This is a genomic window from Sphingobacterium thalpophilum (assembly GCF_038396785.1).
Taxonomy (GTDB): domain Bacteria; phylum Bacteroidota; class Bacteroidia; order Sphingobacteriales; family Sphingobacteriaceae; genus Sphingobacterium; species Sphingobacterium thalpophilum_A.
Map to the genome: position 1 here is coordinate 4,896,384 of NZ_CP151087.1, position 16,284 is coordinate 4,912,667.

Annotated in this window: 16 protein-coding genes and 1 tRNA gene; 15 read left to right on the top strand and 2 right to left on the bottom strand. The window is 39.8% G+C overall.

From position 1 onward, the window contains the following. Positions 1-90 precede the first annotated feature (90 nt). Positions 91-164, bottom strand: a tRNA-Ile gene (locus AACH28_RS21595). Between the two features lie 273 nt (positions 165-437). Between AACH28_RS21595 and AACH28_RS21600 the strand changes: the two genes are divergently transcribed. The 8 genes from AACH28_RS21600 (at position 438) to AACH28_RS21635 (ending at position 8,124) form a co-directional block, all read left to right on the top strand. After that, positions 438-1,070 (top strand): HAD family phosphatase, encoded by a 633-nt coding sequence (locus AACH28_RS21600; protein WP_172840733.1) that lies wholly within the window; start codon positions 438-440, stop codon positions 1,068-1,070. 90 nt (positions 1,071-1,160) lie between these two features. Then, a complete protein-coding gene (gene rpsU, locus AACH28_RS21605; protein ID WP_046672133.1) occupies positions 1,161-1,355 on the top strand; it encodes a 30S ribosomal protein S21 in 195 nt (64 codons plus the stop codon). A gap of 101 nt (positions 1,356-1,456) precedes the next feature. Next, entirely contained in the window at positions 1,457-2,338 is an 882-nt protein-coding gene (locus AACH28_RS21610) for a tyrosine-type recombinase/integrase (protein ID WP_341831477.1), read from the top strand. Positions 2,339-2,352: 14 nt separating this feature from the next. Further along, positions 2,353-2,715, top strand: a complete 363-nt coding sequence (gene hpf, locus AACH28_RS21615; RefSeq protein ID WP_088162635.1) for a ribosome hibernation-promoting factor, HPF/YfiA family — start codon at positions 2,353-2,355, stop codon at positions 2,713-2,715. Between the two features lie 262 nt (positions 2,716-2,977). Continuing rightward, complete coding sequence (locus tag AACH28_RS21620; protein ID WP_286775085.1) at positions 2,978-3,352, top strand: DUF6686 family protein; 375 nt, start codon at positions 2,978-2,980, stop codon at positions 3,350-3,352. A gap of 374 nt (positions 3,353-3,726) precedes the next feature. Then, positions 3,727-4,254: a ferritin gene (locus tag AACH28_RS21625; RefSeq protein ID WP_286775086.1), complete on the top strand. Its 528-nt coding sequence runs from the start codon at positions 3,727-3,729 to the stop codon at positions 4,252-4,254. A 223-nt stretch (positions 4,255-4,477) separates the two neighbouring features. Next, on the top strand, positions 4,478-7,156 hold the full coding sequence (locus tag AACH28_RS21630) for a TonB-dependent receptor (RefSeq protein WP_341831478.1): 2,679 nt from the start codon (positions 4,478-4,480) through the stop codon (positions 7,154-7,156). After that, the gene (locus AACH28_RS21635; protein ID WP_312351829.1) at positions 7,153-8,124 is read left to right on the top strand and encodes an NAD(P)H-quinone oxidoreductase; all 972 of its coding nucleotides are present in this window, start codon (positions 7,153-7,155) and stop codon (positions 8,122-8,124) included. Before AACH28_RS21630 ends, AACH28_RS21635 begins: the two co-directional genes overlap by 4 nt. On the opposite strand, the gene AACH28_RS21640 is transcribed toward AACH28_RS21635, so the two are convergent. Next, the gene (locus AACH28_RS21640; RefSeq protein ID WP_341831479.1) at positions 8,113-8,976 is read right to left on the bottom strand and encodes an AraC family transcriptional regulator; all 864 of its coding nucleotides are present in this window, start codon (positions 8,974-8,976) and stop codon (positions 8,113-8,115) included. The two genes, AACH28_RS21635 and AACH28_RS21640, sit on opposite strands and share 12 nt — an antisense overlap. Before the next feature lie 144 nt (positions 8,977-9,120). Between AACH28_RS21640 and fucP the strand changes: the two genes are divergently transcribed. From fucP to AACH28_RS21675, 7 genes are read left to right on the top strand one after another with little or no spacing between them, the layout of a single operon-like run. Beyond that, complete coding sequence (gene fucP, locus AACH28_RS21645) at positions 9,121-10,386, top strand: L-fucose:H+ symporter permease (protein ID WP_341831480.1); 1,266 nt, start codon at positions 9,121-9,123, stop codon at positions 10,384-10,386. Positions 10,387-10,396: 10 nt separating this feature from the next. Beyond that, a complete protein-coding gene (locus tag AACH28_RS21650) occupies positions 10,397-10,729 on the top strand; it encodes an L-rhamnose mutarotase (protein WP_286735324.1) in 333 nt (110 codons plus the stop codon). A 2-nt stretch (positions 10,730-10,731) separates the two neighbouring features. Then, on the top strand, positions 10,732-12,390 hold the full coding sequence (locus AACH28_RS21655; RefSeq protein WP_341831481.1) for an altronate dehydratase family protein: 1,659 nt from the start codon (positions 10,732-10,734) through the stop codon (positions 12,388-12,390). A 49-nt stretch (positions 12,391-12,439) separates the two neighbouring features. Then, positions 12,440-13,753 (top strand): alpha-L-fucosidase, encoded by a 1,314-nt coding sequence (locus AACH28_RS21660; protein ID WP_341831482.1) that lies wholly within the window; start codon positions 12,440-12,442, stop codon positions 13,751-13,753. 2 nt (positions 13,754-13,755) lie between these two features. Next, on the top strand, positions 13,756-14,520 hold the full coding sequence (locus AACH28_RS21665; RefSeq protein ID WP_075993924.1) for an SDR family NAD(P)-dependent oxidoreductase: 765 nt from the start codon (positions 13,756-13,758) through the stop codon (positions 14,518-14,520). Positions 14,521-14,561: 41 nt separating this feature from the next. Further along, the gene (locus tag AACH28_RS21670; protein ID WP_120336222.1) at positions 14,562-15,419 is read left to right on the top strand and encodes a fumarylacetoacetate hydrolase family protein; all 858 of its coding nucleotides are present in this window, start codon (positions 14,562-14,564) and stop codon (positions 15,417-15,419) included. Positions 15,420-15,444: 25 nt separating this feature from the next. Next, positions 15,445-16,272 (top strand): amidohydrolase family protein, encoded by an 828-nt coding sequence (locus AACH28_RS21675; RefSeq protein ID WP_341831483.1) that lies wholly within the window; start codon positions 15,445-15,447, stop codon positions 16,270-16,272. Positions 16,273-16,284: the final 12 nt, after the last annotated feature.

Here is a 16,284-nt window from a genome sequence, read left to right on the forward strand (position 1 = left end):
GGGCTTCCTAAAGGCATAGTTGCTGACGGTAATCAGCATCAGAAAAACAAAAAAACCGACTCCAAATTTCTTTGTAAGACGGTTTTTTTGTGGACCTAGATGGGCTCGAACCATCGACCAAAACATTATGAGTGTCCTACTCTAACCAACTGAGCTATAGGTCCATACGCATTTTTTTGCTGCATGCGTGATGCAAATTTAAACAAATTTTTCAAGCTAACATCATCTTTTTTCACTTTGAAAAACCCTCAAAGTTTTTACAAGATGCAAAGCTCAAACAGCTTGTTTTCAATTCTATAACTCTGTAGATTATAAGTCTTCTACTCTAACCGACTGAGCTATAGGAGCAGGTCTTTTGTTTTGTCAATTTAAACAGCTGTTGTGCCGTTTTGACGATGCAATTATCGATATTTGTATCGATATTTCAAAATAATTCGATGGAAAAAATTAAAAATATTGTTCTTGATTATGGGAATGTGATCTTTATGATCGACTTTGTAAAATTGAAAGATGCTTTTACTCAGTTAGGTATAGAAAATGTTGATGCCGTATTTGGACATCATGGTCAAAGTGCACTTTTTGATAATTTTGATAAAGGAAAAATTGATTCGACGCAATTTCGTGAGGGGATAAGAGAATTAACTCAAAACCCAGCACTGACGGATGCACAGATTGATACAGCCTGGAACAGTTTACTGATCGGTGTACCACAGGGTAATCATGAGATTTTAATCCAGTTGAAAGATCGATACCGTACCTTTTTGTTAAGTAACAACAATGCAATTCATTATGCCTACTGTATGAATGATATTCATGAGAAATATGGTGTTGCGGATAATGAAGGTTTTTTTGAAAAGACCTATTACTCCCATTTAGTAGGGATGCGTAAACCAGATGCAGAGATTTTTGAATTGGTCATGCAAGAGCAACAATTGGATCCGGCGGAGACTTTATTTATTGATGATAGTCCTCAACATCTGGCAACAGCAAAACAATTGGGTTGGCATACGGCATTGTGTACGAAGGAGAAACCGCTAAGAATTTTGTTGGAAGAATTCGAATTGCTATAAAAAATAATTTTGTTTTCCTTTTTAAAAATAAATAGCTTACCTTTGTCCCACTTTAAATTTAAAAGCGGCGAAAGGAGGTATATATAACGCATGATTATCGTAAATGTAAAAGAAGGAGAATCTTTAGATAGAGCATTGAAACGTTTCAAAAAGAAATTCGAAAAAACTGGAGTTTTAAGAGAGTTGCGTTCACGTCAAGCTTACGAAAAGAGATCTGTAACTCGTCGCATTCAAGTGAAAAAAGCGATTTACAAACAATCTTTGAATCAAGATGTAGCTAACTAATTGATTCGCTGAGAATTTTAAAATATAAAGGGAAAAGCATTGCTTTTCCCTTTTTTTTGTGCTTTTAAGTTTGTAATTTAAGCTATATAGCAAGGGAAAATATGTTGGAAAAGGAGTTTATTCGGTTTTTGCAGATTGAAAAAAGGTATTCAGAACATACGGTTATTGCCTATAGGCATGAGCTGGAGATGTTTCAGTCTTTTTTGGATCGTGAGGGACTGACCGTGCCGGATATCGTATACCGTGATTTACGCCATTATTTCGCGCAAATGGTTGAGTCCGGAAAAAATGCAAGTTCGGTCAACCGGAGTATGTCCTCCATGCGAACTTATTTTAAATTTTTGCAAAGAGAAGAGTATATCGCGAAAAATCCCATGACACTCATTAAAGCGTTAAAAACTGCTAAAAAACTACCTGTAGTCGTTGAAAAGGAAAAGCTGGTGCGTTTATTGGATCAGATGGAACAGGAGCAGGATGGATTCGAATCCTGCCGCGATTATATGGTTATGGAATTGTTGTTCGGTACCGGGATTCGTTTGGCCGAATTGTTGAAAATTAAGGAGCAGGATATCGATTTTTTTAATAAAAATATTCTTATATTAGGTAAAAGGAACAAAGAACGCTTGGTTCCGATCAATAATCTTTTATTGAAAGAATTGAAAAACTATTTGCAACAAAAGGCGACGCAATTTGTTGATACTAATAACAGCTTACTAATCGTTACGAAAGAAGGGAAGCCGGCATATGCCAAGCTGATCTATGATATTGTACATCGGCAATTGACGCTGATTTCTACTCAAGGTAAGAGAAGTCCTCATATTTTGAGACATACTTTCGCAACGGCCCTGTTGGACAATGGGGCGGATTTAAATGCAATTAAAGAGCTGCTGGGGCATGCAGGGCTTGCGGCAACACAAGTGTACACGCATAACTCAGCAGAACGATTGAAGTCAATTTATAAACAAGCTCATCCAAAAGCTTAAAAAAAGGAGGAAAAATGAACATTACTGTGCAATCCATTCGATTTACTGCTGATCAAAAGCTAATCGAGTTTATCAAAAAGAAAACAGGAAAATTGGAGCAGTTTTTGGATTCCATTATTGGGGGCGAATGCTACCTGCGATTGGAAAATGTCGATGATGAGGCAAATAAAATTTCAGAAATTAAATTGAATATCCCGGGAAGCCAGCTTTTTGCGAAAGGGCAAGCGAAGAGCTTTGAGGAGGCGACAGATATTGCTGTCGAATCCTTGCGTAGACAGATTAATAAACATAAAACAAAGACAAAAAATACAGTTATCAATGGGCGTAATGAAGTTCTTGCCGTAGAGGAAGAAGAAGAGGAAGAAGAATACGATTAATAACTATTAAAATATAGATGTAAATGTAGGAGGTCAGTTATAGAAACTGGCCTCTTTTTTTGTACCGCTCTATTGTAATTGGTCCGTAAGAACCTTACGTGGATTTTCGGGGCTGTTGATCCATGTGAAATTAGGAAGGATTTATTTCCATTACTCGCTGAAAGGCTTATTTATATTAAATCAAAATAATCTTCTGTTTTACTTGGATTGATTATAAATAATATTTATTTTTGGATCGATTTAAATGATAAGAGAAATAGAAATGTCAAAATTGGTTTGTCCGTTAGCAAATGTTGAGGAAGTTTTTTCAACCACAGCAGGTACAGTTTATCAATGTAGCCGCAAAAATTGTTTCTGGTTGGAGTATAATAATGAAACAACCTCTTTCTCGGTATCGGATTTTTTGAAGTTTAAGAAACGTATCGATGCGATTGATGTTGAGCACATGCTTCACGACACAACACGTTCATCGGATTTTGAAATCATTATGCCTTTCCGTACGGAAAGATGTTTCATCTTAGCTGTAGAGGATGTCCTTCAATTGCGCGAATTGTTAGATGGCGCTAAATTTATGATGGAATTGAATAGCGTCGTCAGAACTTGTTTGCAGGTTTCGCCATTTGCAGTTTTTGCATAAGGCTATACATATAAAAGAACTGAAAAAAGCGGTGTACGTCTGTGATGTACACCGCTTTTTGTTTGGAAAGACCTTATTTAATTTTAATTTAAATAAGTGTCAATGAGATCGTCCGCTGGTTTTATTGACATTCAATGATTTTTAGGCCTTTAAGCCACTTATTGTTTTAATTTATCGCTTATTGAAAGTATCAATATTACGTATTTGTAATTGTATTGATTCTAAACAAGTTGCGGTTTGCATGTCTAATTTAGACTGAATTTGTATTGCATATTCTTGATACAGATTTTGAAGATCTACTGTATCTTTGTAATGTAATCAGGTGATGATGTGTTTCACCTGTTGATGTTTTAGAAATTAAACTTAAGGTAAATATGAAAGATTTATTGAAATTAAAATCTTCTTTGAAAGAAGAGATCGAAAATATATTGAATGCACAGATTAAAGTTGAAGCTCATTCTTCAGCCTTATATTTGGCAATGTCTTCATGGTGTGATGATCAAGGTTTGGAAAATGCTTCAGAATTTTTTGCGAAACAATCCAACGAAGAGCGCGAGCACATGTTGAAGCTTTTCAATTATATCAACAACCGCGGTGGTCGTGCAATTTCTCCGGAAGTTACAGGTATCCCGCAAGATTTTGAATCGTTCCGTGGCGTTTTTGAACAAACATTGGAACAAGAGATGTTTGTTACTGAACAGTTCAACAACATCGCTGATAAATGTGCTAAAGCGAAGGATTATGTTACTTTTAATTTTGTACAATGGTTCTTGGAAGAGCAAGTAGAAGAGGAGTTTGTTGCAAGACGTATCCTTGAGTTGTTCGATGTAATTGGTGAAGATGGTACTGGCCGTTGGGAAATTGACAAACACCTCGTTAAGGTTAGCTTTGCGGGTGAATAGAAAATTGTAAAAAATAGTGTGAAAAACGAGCTGTTGGTGAGACAGCTCGTTTTTTTATATACAAAATCACAACTTTTTACGTTAATAGCTTAAGAATTCTTATATTGAATTGTATTATTGCAAAGTCTATTTGATGGAACTAAGGGGCGGGAATATTATCCGGTTAGTACTTTTTTTAGCTATAACGAACTTGTTTTTTTTACCCAAAAGCGCTTTAGGGCAGGTGTCAAAAAAAGAAGTTTATGGAATTGTTGTAGATACTGCAGGAAGGCCCTTAAATGGTGTCAGTGTTCATCTGACGAGTTCTCGCGATACCTTGTTCTCATCCACTTCCGCAACAGGTTATTTTCATTTTAGTCGTGTACTCGGTAATGATATTCGTATTAGCTGTAGCCAGCTGGGCTTAAGTATATTGGAGCGTAGTTATCCCTTGTACAATAGCACGACAGCTAAATTGGATGTTGGAAAATTGACCATGTTTCCCCATGTATCTCTTTTAAAAGAAGTTGTTGTTCTAAAATATAAACCCATAGTATATAAGCAGGATACTGTGCAATTTAACCTGGATGCCTTCCAATTTGATCGTCGGGCACTTTTAGAAGAGGCGCTTAAAGCATTGCCCAATATACAGGTGTCCCGCGATGGTTCTGTCTATGCTTTCGGTAAGCCCATATCCTCTGTTAAGGTAGATGGGAAAAAATTTTTTGGTGGCGATGTGCTCACCGCTACACGTAACCTTCCTGCAGATTTTGTGAAAAGTGTACAGGTTATTGATTTTTATGGTGATGAGGCGACGGCAAAAGGAATTAAAAGTACTGAATCCGAAAAAGTCCTGAATATCCTGCTCAAAGATGATAAGAAGAAAATTACTTTTGGTCAAGCCACGCTTGGCGGAGGTTCGGTAGATCGTTATTTGGGGAGTGCTGGACTGAATCGTTTCAATGACGGTAAAGAGTACTCTGTTATCGCATCGGTGAATAATACGAATACCAATCTCTTTTCTTTCGGCTCTCCCAATGGAGGGGAGCGGGAACGGGAAATGGGCGAGCTAGCCGACTTTGCGGATCCAACGGATGGGGTCAATAAAATTGGATCTGTCGGGGGGAGTTTCTCTAGTCCGCTTTCTAAAACGGTAACAGCAAGCGGTAAATATTCCTTTACGCAGCGCAATAATTATATCCAGGGAAATTCCTTATTACAATCGATATATGGATATGGCAAAGTCGCAAATAATTTGATTAGTAATTATGAAGACTACAAGATAAAATCAATCGATCGTATACATAAAATGGACTGGGATTTTGATATGAAGCTGTCGCCCAAAGATCAGCTTAAAATATCGCCCAAACTATCTTGGGCCAATTCGACCAGCAATACGTTAAAAGATAGAAGGATCCAAAATAATCGGTTGAGTAGTACGGGAAACTATGGCGCGGCCAATAGTACAGAAAGTCCTGCAGCAGCTTTAGATCTTTTTTACGTGCGAAGTTTTACTAAACCGGGGCGGAAAGTACTTTATACATTGCATACGGATTTTAATTCCCTGGATAAAGATGAGGAAGTGCGCGATTTTAATAGAGCGATCGACAGCAGCACGAACGTGCCAAAAATAACGGAGACTTATCTGAATCAAATGGTCCGTTCCAGCAATGAGAATAAAAATATCCAAAGTCGGTTGTCGTTGGTGGAACCCGTTGATTTAGGGGGTACCTTGGAGATCAATTACGATTTCGACTATACCAAGATTGATGCTCGCCGCTCCACTTTTGATAATAACAATAATTTTAACAACGGCCCCATACTGGTAGACTCCCTTAGTTTGAAGTACGACTATTCCTTTGCTAGCAATAAAGTCGGCATGATTTATCGGCAAGATTTAAGCGACAAAGTGAAAGTGAACTTCGGTTTTGCTGTTCAGCCTTCCGAATTAACGGGAAGTTCAACGGACAAACTGATAAAAACCTCCTATTCAAATGTTAACCTCGTGCCTTCTGCTGGATTGAAATGGAAGTTTACCAAAGAAGAGGATCTTTCCATGGACTACTATGGACGTAATAACCAGCCTAGCTTCTATCAGATACAGCCTGTGGTGGATAATACCAACACACAAAATATTGTGATCGGAAATAAGGATCTGAAATCCGAATTTGCACATAGTATTGTTTCAAAGTATCGGAAATCCATTACACGAAGGGGGCAATATTTAGAGGCCAGTCTGGCTTTTAACTTGGTAAATGACAAGATTGTAGCAAACCGGACAATTGAACCCAATTCAACGATACAGAAAACGACTTATCGCAATACAGAAGGTTATTATGATATTAAGAGCTATTATTTGTTTACAGCTTCTTTATTGTCGGATAATTTGCAGATGAGCTTGAATGGTAATGCAGATTATTACAACAATATTTCCTATGTCAATGATAAAAAGAGCTTTGGTGGACACTTTTTGTTTACGCAGGCTCTTCAATTCCGCTATACCTGGAGTGATATCTTTGAAGCCGAATTAAATGGAAACTATTCTTTAAACAGGGCGACATTTGACTGGCCTGTACAAGATAATATCACGGCGCATTCCGGGATTGTTGGGTTGGGATCTAAAGCGTATTTAGGGAAACATTTTACCATGGGACTTGAGCTTTCTCAAAAATTTAATGCGGGTTATTCGAGCTCATGGAACAATATTAATCCGACGATAATCAATGCCTATATGGAATATACTTTTGGAAGGAATAACTTGGGGATGTTGAGATTTCAGGGATTCGATCTGATGAATCAGAATACTGGTATTTCACGTGCCGTGGTGGGAAATGATATTTTAGATGTTCGGAACAATCGTTTGGCTCGTTATTTTATGCTTTCGCTCAATATAAGGTTACAGAAATACCCAAAAAAATCATGATGAAAGCCGTTATTATTACTGAACCGGGTGGACCGGAAGTTTTGGAAGTCCACGATGTGGAGATGCCACAGATCGGTGAACTGGAGGTTTTGGTGGAAGTAAAGGCTGCAGGAGTAAATAGGCCTGATGTTTTTCAGCGTAAAGGCAACTATCCGGCACCTCCCGGTGTGGATGCGCGAATACCGGGATTGGAAATAGCAGGGATTGTAGTCGCTAAAGGGAAGGATGTGGTTGATTGGTCTATTGGTGATCGTGTATGTGCACTTGTTGGCGGAGGAGGCTATGCTTCCTACGCAAAAGTCTATCAGGGACATTGTTTACCTATTCCCGATCATTTAGATTTTGCGGAGGCTGCTTCGCTGCCCGAGACCGTTTTTACGGTCTGGGACAATGTCTTTCGACGGGGAAGGTTGCAGGCCGACGATCATTTTTTGGTGCACGGTGGTGCTGGTGGGATCGGCAGTACGGCCATTCAATTAGCGACCTTGTTTGGTGCGGTAGTCTATACGACAGTCAGCTCAGCTGAAAAGGCTAGCTTTTGTAAATCATTGGGAGCCAGCAAAACAATAAATTATAAAACCGAGGATTTTCTGGAGGTGCTGAAGCCTTTGGGGGTTGATGTTATTTTAGACAGTATTGGCGGATCATATTTTGAGAAAAATATCAATCTATTGAACCCTGATGGCCGGTTGGTTTACATTAATGCGATGGAAAGCGCAAGAGTCGAGTTAAACTTGCTCAAATTAATGCAGAAACGGATTGTTTTAACGGGAAGTACACTGCGGGCGAGAGACCGTGAATTTAAGCAAGTGTTACGGGATGATATCTGGTCTCAAGTATGGCCCAAGCTTAGCGCTGGCGATTTCAGACCTACTTTATACCGTGTGCTTCCTTTTGCGGAGGCCGCTGAAGCCCATCGATTGATGGAAGATTCAAGCGTATTGGGTAAAATCGTCTTAAGTTTTTGATCGCTGAAAGCTGAGCGGTGTCGTGCCAGTTACATTTTTGAAGTATTTATGGAAGCTCGAAAAGTTTTGAAAGCCCGATTCAAAGCAGATCTGCTTCACCGTCTGTTTGTTTTCTATTAATAAATTGCAGGCTGTCTTCACACGCATTTCGATCAGAAACTGAAAGAGTGTTTTTCCGATTTGTGATTTGAAATAACGGCAGAACGAATTGGGGGTCATTCCCGTTAGGGAAGCAAGTTCCTGCAGTCGTATCTGGTCGCGATAATTTTCACCGATATATTGCATGGCAATCTGCATACGGTTGGCGTCCTGATCTTGCAGCTGTATGCTAAAAGTGGGACTCGTTAATAGATCATGTTGTTCTTCGGCCGAAATATATTGTAAAATTTCTAATAAATGAATAATACGTGTGGTACCTGTTGCTGCCAGTATAGCATCAATTAATTGAACAGTTTTTAGTCGGCTGCTCTCCAATAATGAAATGCTTCTTTTGGCTACACGTATAAGGTCTTTGATGGATTTATTTTCAGGTAAATTGATGAAATCATTTCCCCAAAAATTTTCCTTAAAATGAAGTACACGAATATCTGCACTCTCTGCTTCTTCCTCTTGAAGATAAATTTCGTCAAATAACCAATAGTGAGGCAGGTTTGAACCAACAAGGGTAATATCGCCCGATTCAAAGCGCCGGACGCTATCGCCAATAAATTGGGTACCTGAGCCTTTGGCAAAATAAATCAATTCCAGTTCTTCATGGTAATGCCAAAGATTATGGTACTGGGGCGTATTGTCTCTTCTCGCGTTGAACGAATGCTCAAGATTGCTGTTTAAATGAAGCAGCTGTGCTTTCATAATTATGAAATATATGCAGTAAAGTTACATGATTGTGTTTGGTTATGGTAATATAGCTTAATAATTTGATAATATACTTGAATATTGTCTAGCATTTTTAAGCTTATTTTACATTAAATAACTACTTATAACCATTTGAAAAATATGACGAATAAAAAGAGTTACGCATTTGCCTTGATTTTGGTGACAACCTTGTTCTTTTTTTGGGGATTTATTCATAACCTTGATCCAATTTTAATTCCGCATTTGAGGAATGCGTTTAGTTTATCCCATTTCCAGGCTTCCTTAGTCGATTCAGCTGTATTTATCGCTTATTTTGTGATGGCGATTCCTGCAGGAATTATCATGAAAAAATATGGCTATAAAGCCGGTATTTTGATCGGATTGATCTTTTTTGCCATTGGCTGTTTCCTTTTTGTACCTGCGGCCAATACGATAAGTTATGTTTTCTTTTTGGGGGCTTTGTTCGTTGTTGCTTGTGGTCTTACTATTCTGGAAACTGCAGCAAATCCGTATGTAGCGATTTTAGGAGATCCAGTTTCGTCGGCGCAACGACTTAATTTTGCACAGTCCTTTAATGGGTTAGCAGCCTTTGTTGCTCCGATTTTTGGTGGAAAATTTATTTTATCCCATGAACCCAAATCACAGGAAGAACTGGCGCAAATGGCTGAGCAGGCAAAGATGGCGTATATTCAGTCCGAAACAGCTGCTGTGAAATTGCCTTATGTGGTACTAGGGATATTGATTTTATTGATCGCTGCGTTGTTTTTCTTTACCAGATTACCTGATATCAAAGATGCTGAGGAAGAAGGTAGAGCCGGTTTTTTCCACGCGTTGCGTCATAAAAATGTGCGTTGGGCAGTGGTGGCTCAATTTTTCTATGTCGGAGCGCAAGTTTGTATTTTAAGTTTCCTCGTATTATATGCAACAGAAGCTGCCGGCATATCGGGTAAGGATGGTGCCGATTATGCTGGGTTCGCTGGATTGGCTTTTATGTTGGGCCGGTTTATCGGTACATTTTTTATGCGTTTTGTATCAGCATCCAAGCTTCTGATCATCTATTCCGCTATAGCGATCGTTCTATCCCTATTTGTCATCTTCGGATCAGGTATTCAGACCCTATATGCGCTGATTGGCATTGCGTTTTTTATGTCCATTATGTTTCCAACAATATTTGCGTTTGGTGTACAAGGTATCGGTGCCGATACGAAATCTGCGTCTAGTTTGATCGTCATGTCTATTGTTGGCGGCGCTTTATTGCCTCCAATATTAGGTTTTATCTCCGATAAAACGGGACATTTCCAATATGGCTATTTTGTACCATTGGTTTGTTTTATTGTTGTCTTGTTGTTTGCTTTCCAAAATAGAAATGTCAGTATTGCGGAAACGGAAAATCTTAAATCACATTAATTAGTTAGTAATGAAAAGATATGTCATGGCCTTGGATCTTGTGGACGATCCACAATTGATCAAGGAATATGAGGATTACCACCGCGAAGTGTGGCCGGAAATAAAACGCTCGATTCTGGATACAGGTATTCTGCAGATGGAGATCTATCGTTTTGAAAATAGATTGTTTATGAACATGGAGGTGGGTGAAGATTTTTCATTTGAGAAAAAATCAGCTATGGATGCTGCTAATGAAAAAGTTCAGGAATGGGAACAGCTGATGTGGAAATATCAGGCGGCTATTCCGGGGGCAAAGCCAGGAGAGAAATGGGTAATGATGACAAAAATATTTGAATTAGTATAATTATGGCTATACAGCGCTATTTACAGATCCATCCAATGGATAATGTCCTTGTTGCATTACAGGACTTGGCTGAGGGAACAACGATTGTTTTTGAAGGTAAGGAATTTACATTAAAGCAAGCTGTTGCTGCCAAACATAAATTCACGATCCAGCCAATGGAACAAGATACAGAGATATTGATGTATGGTGTTCTGGTAGGGAAATTGAATACTCCATTAGCTGAAGGGGAACTTATTACCACCGAAAACTTGCGCCATGCATCGGAAGATTTTAGAATGGGCAACCGTAAGACAGCTTGGACAAAACCTGATGTTGCTGCATTTAAAGATAAAACGTTCAATGGATTTCATCGTTCAAATGGGACTGTTGGAACGGCCAATTACTGGTTGGTTATTCCATTGGTTTTTTGCGAAAATAGAAATGTATTGACCTTGAAGGCTGCATTTGAGGAGAAGCTGGGCTATAAAGTAAAAGCGAATAATTACATCTCTGAAGTAGAAGATCTCATCGGCCTATATAAGTCTGGTGCTGATGTAAATGCGATCCTTAGTCAGGATCTGCTTGCTAATTCGACTTCCAGTGAGCAGGAACGCCTATTCAAAAATGTCGATGGAATCAAGTTTTTGAATCATGAGATGGGATGCGGTGGAACGCGTATGGATTCGGATGCTTTATGCGGTCTTTTGGCTGGCTATATTACCCATCCGAATGTTGCGGGGGCAACCGTGTTGAGTTTGGGATGCCAGCATGCGCAGGCTTCAATTCTGAAGGCTGAAATAGAAAAGCGAAGTCCGGGTTTTGACCGTCCGCTGTATATTTTTGAACAGCAGAAAGAGGGCACTGAAAAAGAATTGATGCAAAAGGCTATTAAAGCAACTTTTGCGGGGATGATGCAAGCGGATAAGAATGAGCGTCAACCAGCCACATTGGACAAATTGTGTATTGGACTGGAATGTGGTGGCTCGGACGGATTCTCGGGTATCTCTGCCAATCCTGCGCTCGGTTTTGTGTCGGATATTTTGGTGACTTTAGGCGGATCGGTGATTCTGGCGGAGTTCCCTGAATTATGTGGCGTGGAACAGGAGTTGAGTGATCGTTGTATCGATGAGCCAACTGCGGAGCGTTTTATGTCGCTGATGCGTACGTATAATGCAAAAGCCGAGGCTGATGGCTCGGGTTTCTATATGAATCCTTCTCCGGGAAATATTCGTGATGGCTTAATTACTGACGCGATTAAGTCTGCAGGGGCAGCCAAAAAAGGAGGAACCTCACCTGTTGCAGCAGTGATTGATTATCCTGAATTGGCCAACGGTCCGGGGTTAAACTTATTATGTACTCCAGGTAATGATGTGGAAAGTACCACTGCAGAGGTGGCCGCAGGTGCCAATATCGTTTTATTTACGACGGGCCTAGGTACACCTACAGGTAACCCGATTACACCTGTTGTGAAACTATCCACAAATACCAAGACTTTTGAGAAAATGCCCGATATCCTGGATTTGAACTGTGGTACCATTATCGAAGGTACAGAGACTATTGAGGAGGCTGCACATCGTATTTTGGATTATGTGATAGAAGTTGCTTCCGGTGAAGTGAAACCAAAAGCGGTGTTATTGGGGCAAGACGATTTCATTCCATGGCGTAGAGGTGTTTCATTGTAGTTGAGTATAATGAGTTTATTGAAAATCCATGACAACTAATTATTTACATATGAAACTTAAACATGTAATCTGTGGTTTGGCCTTGCTGATGGGATCTGTATCCGCGAGCTATAGCCAGCAACATTATCAACCGAGTCCCGAAAATCTAAAAAATAGGGAATGGTTTGAACAATCTCGGTTTGGTGTTTTTATCCATTGGGGGGTATATAGTGTGCTGGGAGATGGTGAATGGGTCATGAATAACCAAAATATCAGTTTGGATGAATATGCATTGCTGCCTAAATTTTTCAATCCAATTTCCTTCAATGCGAAAGAATGGGCGAAGTTATTTAAACAGGCCGGAGCAAAGTATATCACCTTTACCACCAGACATCATGATGGGTTTTCGATGTGGGATAGCCAGATTTCGGATTATAACGTGGTGAAGAAATCGCCCTTCAAACGCGATATTGTGAAAGAGTTGGTGGAAGCTTGCCATGCTGAAGGGATAAAAGTGATGTTCTACTATTCACTTTTAGATTGGCACCGGGATGATTATTTACCCGTTGGTAAAACGGGTGGCGGCATTGCGGGCCGCGATTCAACAAAAGGGGATTGGAATCATTATGTCCAGTTTATGAAAAGCCAATTAACGGAGCTGTTGAGCAATTATGGCAACATCGATGGGATTTGGTTTGATGGTCATTGGGACAAGCCCAATGAAGATTGGCATTTCAAAGAAATCTATGAATTGATTCATAAGTTACAGCCACAATGTTTGGTGGGGAACAATCACCATTTGGCACCATTTGAAGGTGAAGATTTTCAGATGTTCGAACGTGATTTACCTGGGGAGAATACCACTGGGTTCGGCACGAAAGCACATGATGTTGGGATATTACCGAAGGAAGTATGTGGAACAATTGCTGGATCGTGGGGATTTGAGCTGAAAGATCGGACACGAAAATCTTTTCAGGAAGTGCTGAAATACCTGGTCAAAGCAGCTGGTCATGGCTCCAATTTATTGCTCAATGTAGGTCCAATGCCGAACGGTGAGATTCAGGACTATCAACAGGAGCGTTTGAAAGAACTTGGAAAATGGCTATCGGTGTATGGTGAAACAATCTATGGAACAGCGGGTGGGGCGGTGTCGCCAACAGACGATTATGCGTTGACAAAAAAAGGAAATCAGGTGTATCTACATGTGTTTAAAACGGATAAAAAGGAATTGTTGATCAATAACCTGCCTTATCAGGTGAAAAAAGTAAGCACATTTATCGGAAAGAAAGAGATTAAGTTTAGTCATAAGAACAATAGTCTACGCGTGGATTTGCCAACATCGACAGATGAAGCAGATTTGGTATTGACATTAACAATTAAATAACAATGGGAAAATTAGAACAAAAAGTAGCTGTAATTACCGGTGGTGGTAGTGGGATAGGCCGTGCGATCAGTCTGCAATTTGCTGCAGAAGGAGCAAAAGTTCATATTCTGGATTTGAATGAAGACGGTGGTAATGCTGTGGTTGATGAGATCTTGGCTTTGGGTGGTCAGGCTGTGTTTAATCGTTGTAATGTAACTGACCAGCAAGAAATTACTGCTATAGCACAAAATATCGGAAAAATTGATATTTTGGTAAATAATGCAGGTATTGCTCATGTTGGTAATTTGGAAAATTGTCAATCAGAAGATTTTGAGCGTGTTTTTAATGTGAATGTTAAGGGCGCTTATAATGCATTGCATGCTATCGTGCCGATGATGAAAGCGCAGGGTTCTGGAGCAATCCTTAATCTAGCATCCATCGCTGCATGGGTTGGTATCACGGATCGTTTTGCTTATTCGATGAGCAAAGGTGCTATTTACGCGATGTCAATGTCTGTTGCAAGGGATTACATGGCATACGGTATTCGTTGCAATAGCATTTCGCCTGCACGTGTACATACGCCATTTGTGGATGGATTTATCGCAAAAAACTATCCTGGAAAAGAGGAAGAAATGTTTGAAAAATTATCAGCAAGCCAGCCAATAGGCCGCATGGCACAACCGGAGGAAATTGCCAAATTAGCACTTTTCCTGTGTAGTGACGACGCGGGCTTTATCACTGGAAATGACTATCCAATTGATGGTGGTTTTATTAAATTGAACAATTAAAAAGCTAAAAATAAAATATCTATTATCTCAATACTATAAAAATGAAATTAATACGTTTTGGAGCTCAAGGCAAAGAGAAAATCGGTGTTCAGATCGATGGTGTAAATTACGATGTAAGCGCATTTGGTGGTGATTACAATGAGCAATTCTTTGCTGAGGATGGTGTAGCTCGTTTAGAAGAATTTGTGAAGGCAAATGAAGGTAAGTTGATTGAAGTTCCTCAAGGCGAGCGTGTCGGAGCACCTTTTGCCCGCCCATCCAAAATTGTTTGTATTGGATTGAACTATTTAGACCATGCAAAGGAGACCAATGCACCTATTCCTGCTGAACCGATCATCTTTATGAAATCGACCACTTCGTTGGTAGGTCCATACGATAATGTGATGATTCCTAAAGATTCTCTAAAAACAGATTGGGAAGTGGAATTCTGTATCGTGATCGGTAAAAAAGCCTCTTATGTAGAAGAGCATGAGGCCTTAGATTATGTGGTTGGTTATGTGTTGCACAATGATGTTTCCGAACGTGAGTATCAGTTGGAACGTGGCGGTACCTGGGATAAAGGAAAAGGATGTGATACTTTCGCACCAATGGGACCCTTCATGGCGACAAAAGAAGAAATCAAAGATATCAACAATGTGCGTCTATGGTTAAAGGTAAACGGAAAAACTTATCAGGATGGCAATACCAAGGATTTGATCTTTTCGGTAGCACATGTGGTATCGTATGTGTCTAAATTTATGACCTTGTTGCCTGGCGACGTTATTTCAACAGGTACACCTGCAGGTGTTGGTTTAGGATTTAATCCACCGATTTACTTGAAGCCTGGCGATGTTATCGAGTTAGGAGCAGATGGTCTTGGGGAGTCCCGTCAGACTGTTGTAGCGTATTCAAAAAATTAATTGCTCATCAGGTTTTCATTTCATTATGCGTATAGATACCCATCAGCATTTCTGGAAATTCGACCCAATTAGAGATCGTTGGATTACCGAAGAAATGCAGGTCATAAAACGTGATTTCAGCCCTTTAGATATTCAGTTTGTGCTTGAACGAAATGGATTCGGAGGGAGTGTTGCTGTTCAGGCAGATCAATCCAAAGAAGAGACTGCTTATTTGGTTCAGCTGGCTAATGATTATCCTTTTATTAAAGGCGTTGTGGGCTGGATTGATCTTCAAGCAGCAGATATTCGACAACAGTTGGATGGCTATCAATCAGATACGGTCATCAAAGGATTTCGTCACATTGTTGAAGGAGAAGCGGATCCTGATTTTCTTATCCGCCCTGCCATACTAAATGGACTGAAGGCATTGGCAGATTATGGTTATACTTATGATCTGCTCATCCGTCCACGTCATTATGCAGCAACACTGGATTGTGTGCAGCAAAATCCAAATCTACAATTTGTGTTGGATCATATTGCCAAACCGCCAATCAAGTCGAAAGCATTTGATGAGTGGGCAACGTTTATCGATGCGCTATCGGCTTTTCCGAATGTTGTATGTAAAGTTTCTGGACTTGCAACAGAGGCCGATTGGGAGGGATGGAAGCTTGATGATTTTAAACAATATCTGGAGCATATCTTTGCACGTTTTGGAAAGGAGCGCATTATGTACGGGTCAGATTGGCCGGTATGTCTATTGGCGGCATCTTACGAAGAAAGTATTGCCATAGTTGAAGATAAACTAGGGCAATTTACAGCTGCAGAGAAGAACGCATTTTGGGCAGAGAACGCTATACGCGTGTATAATCTTTAAAAAGAAAAACTT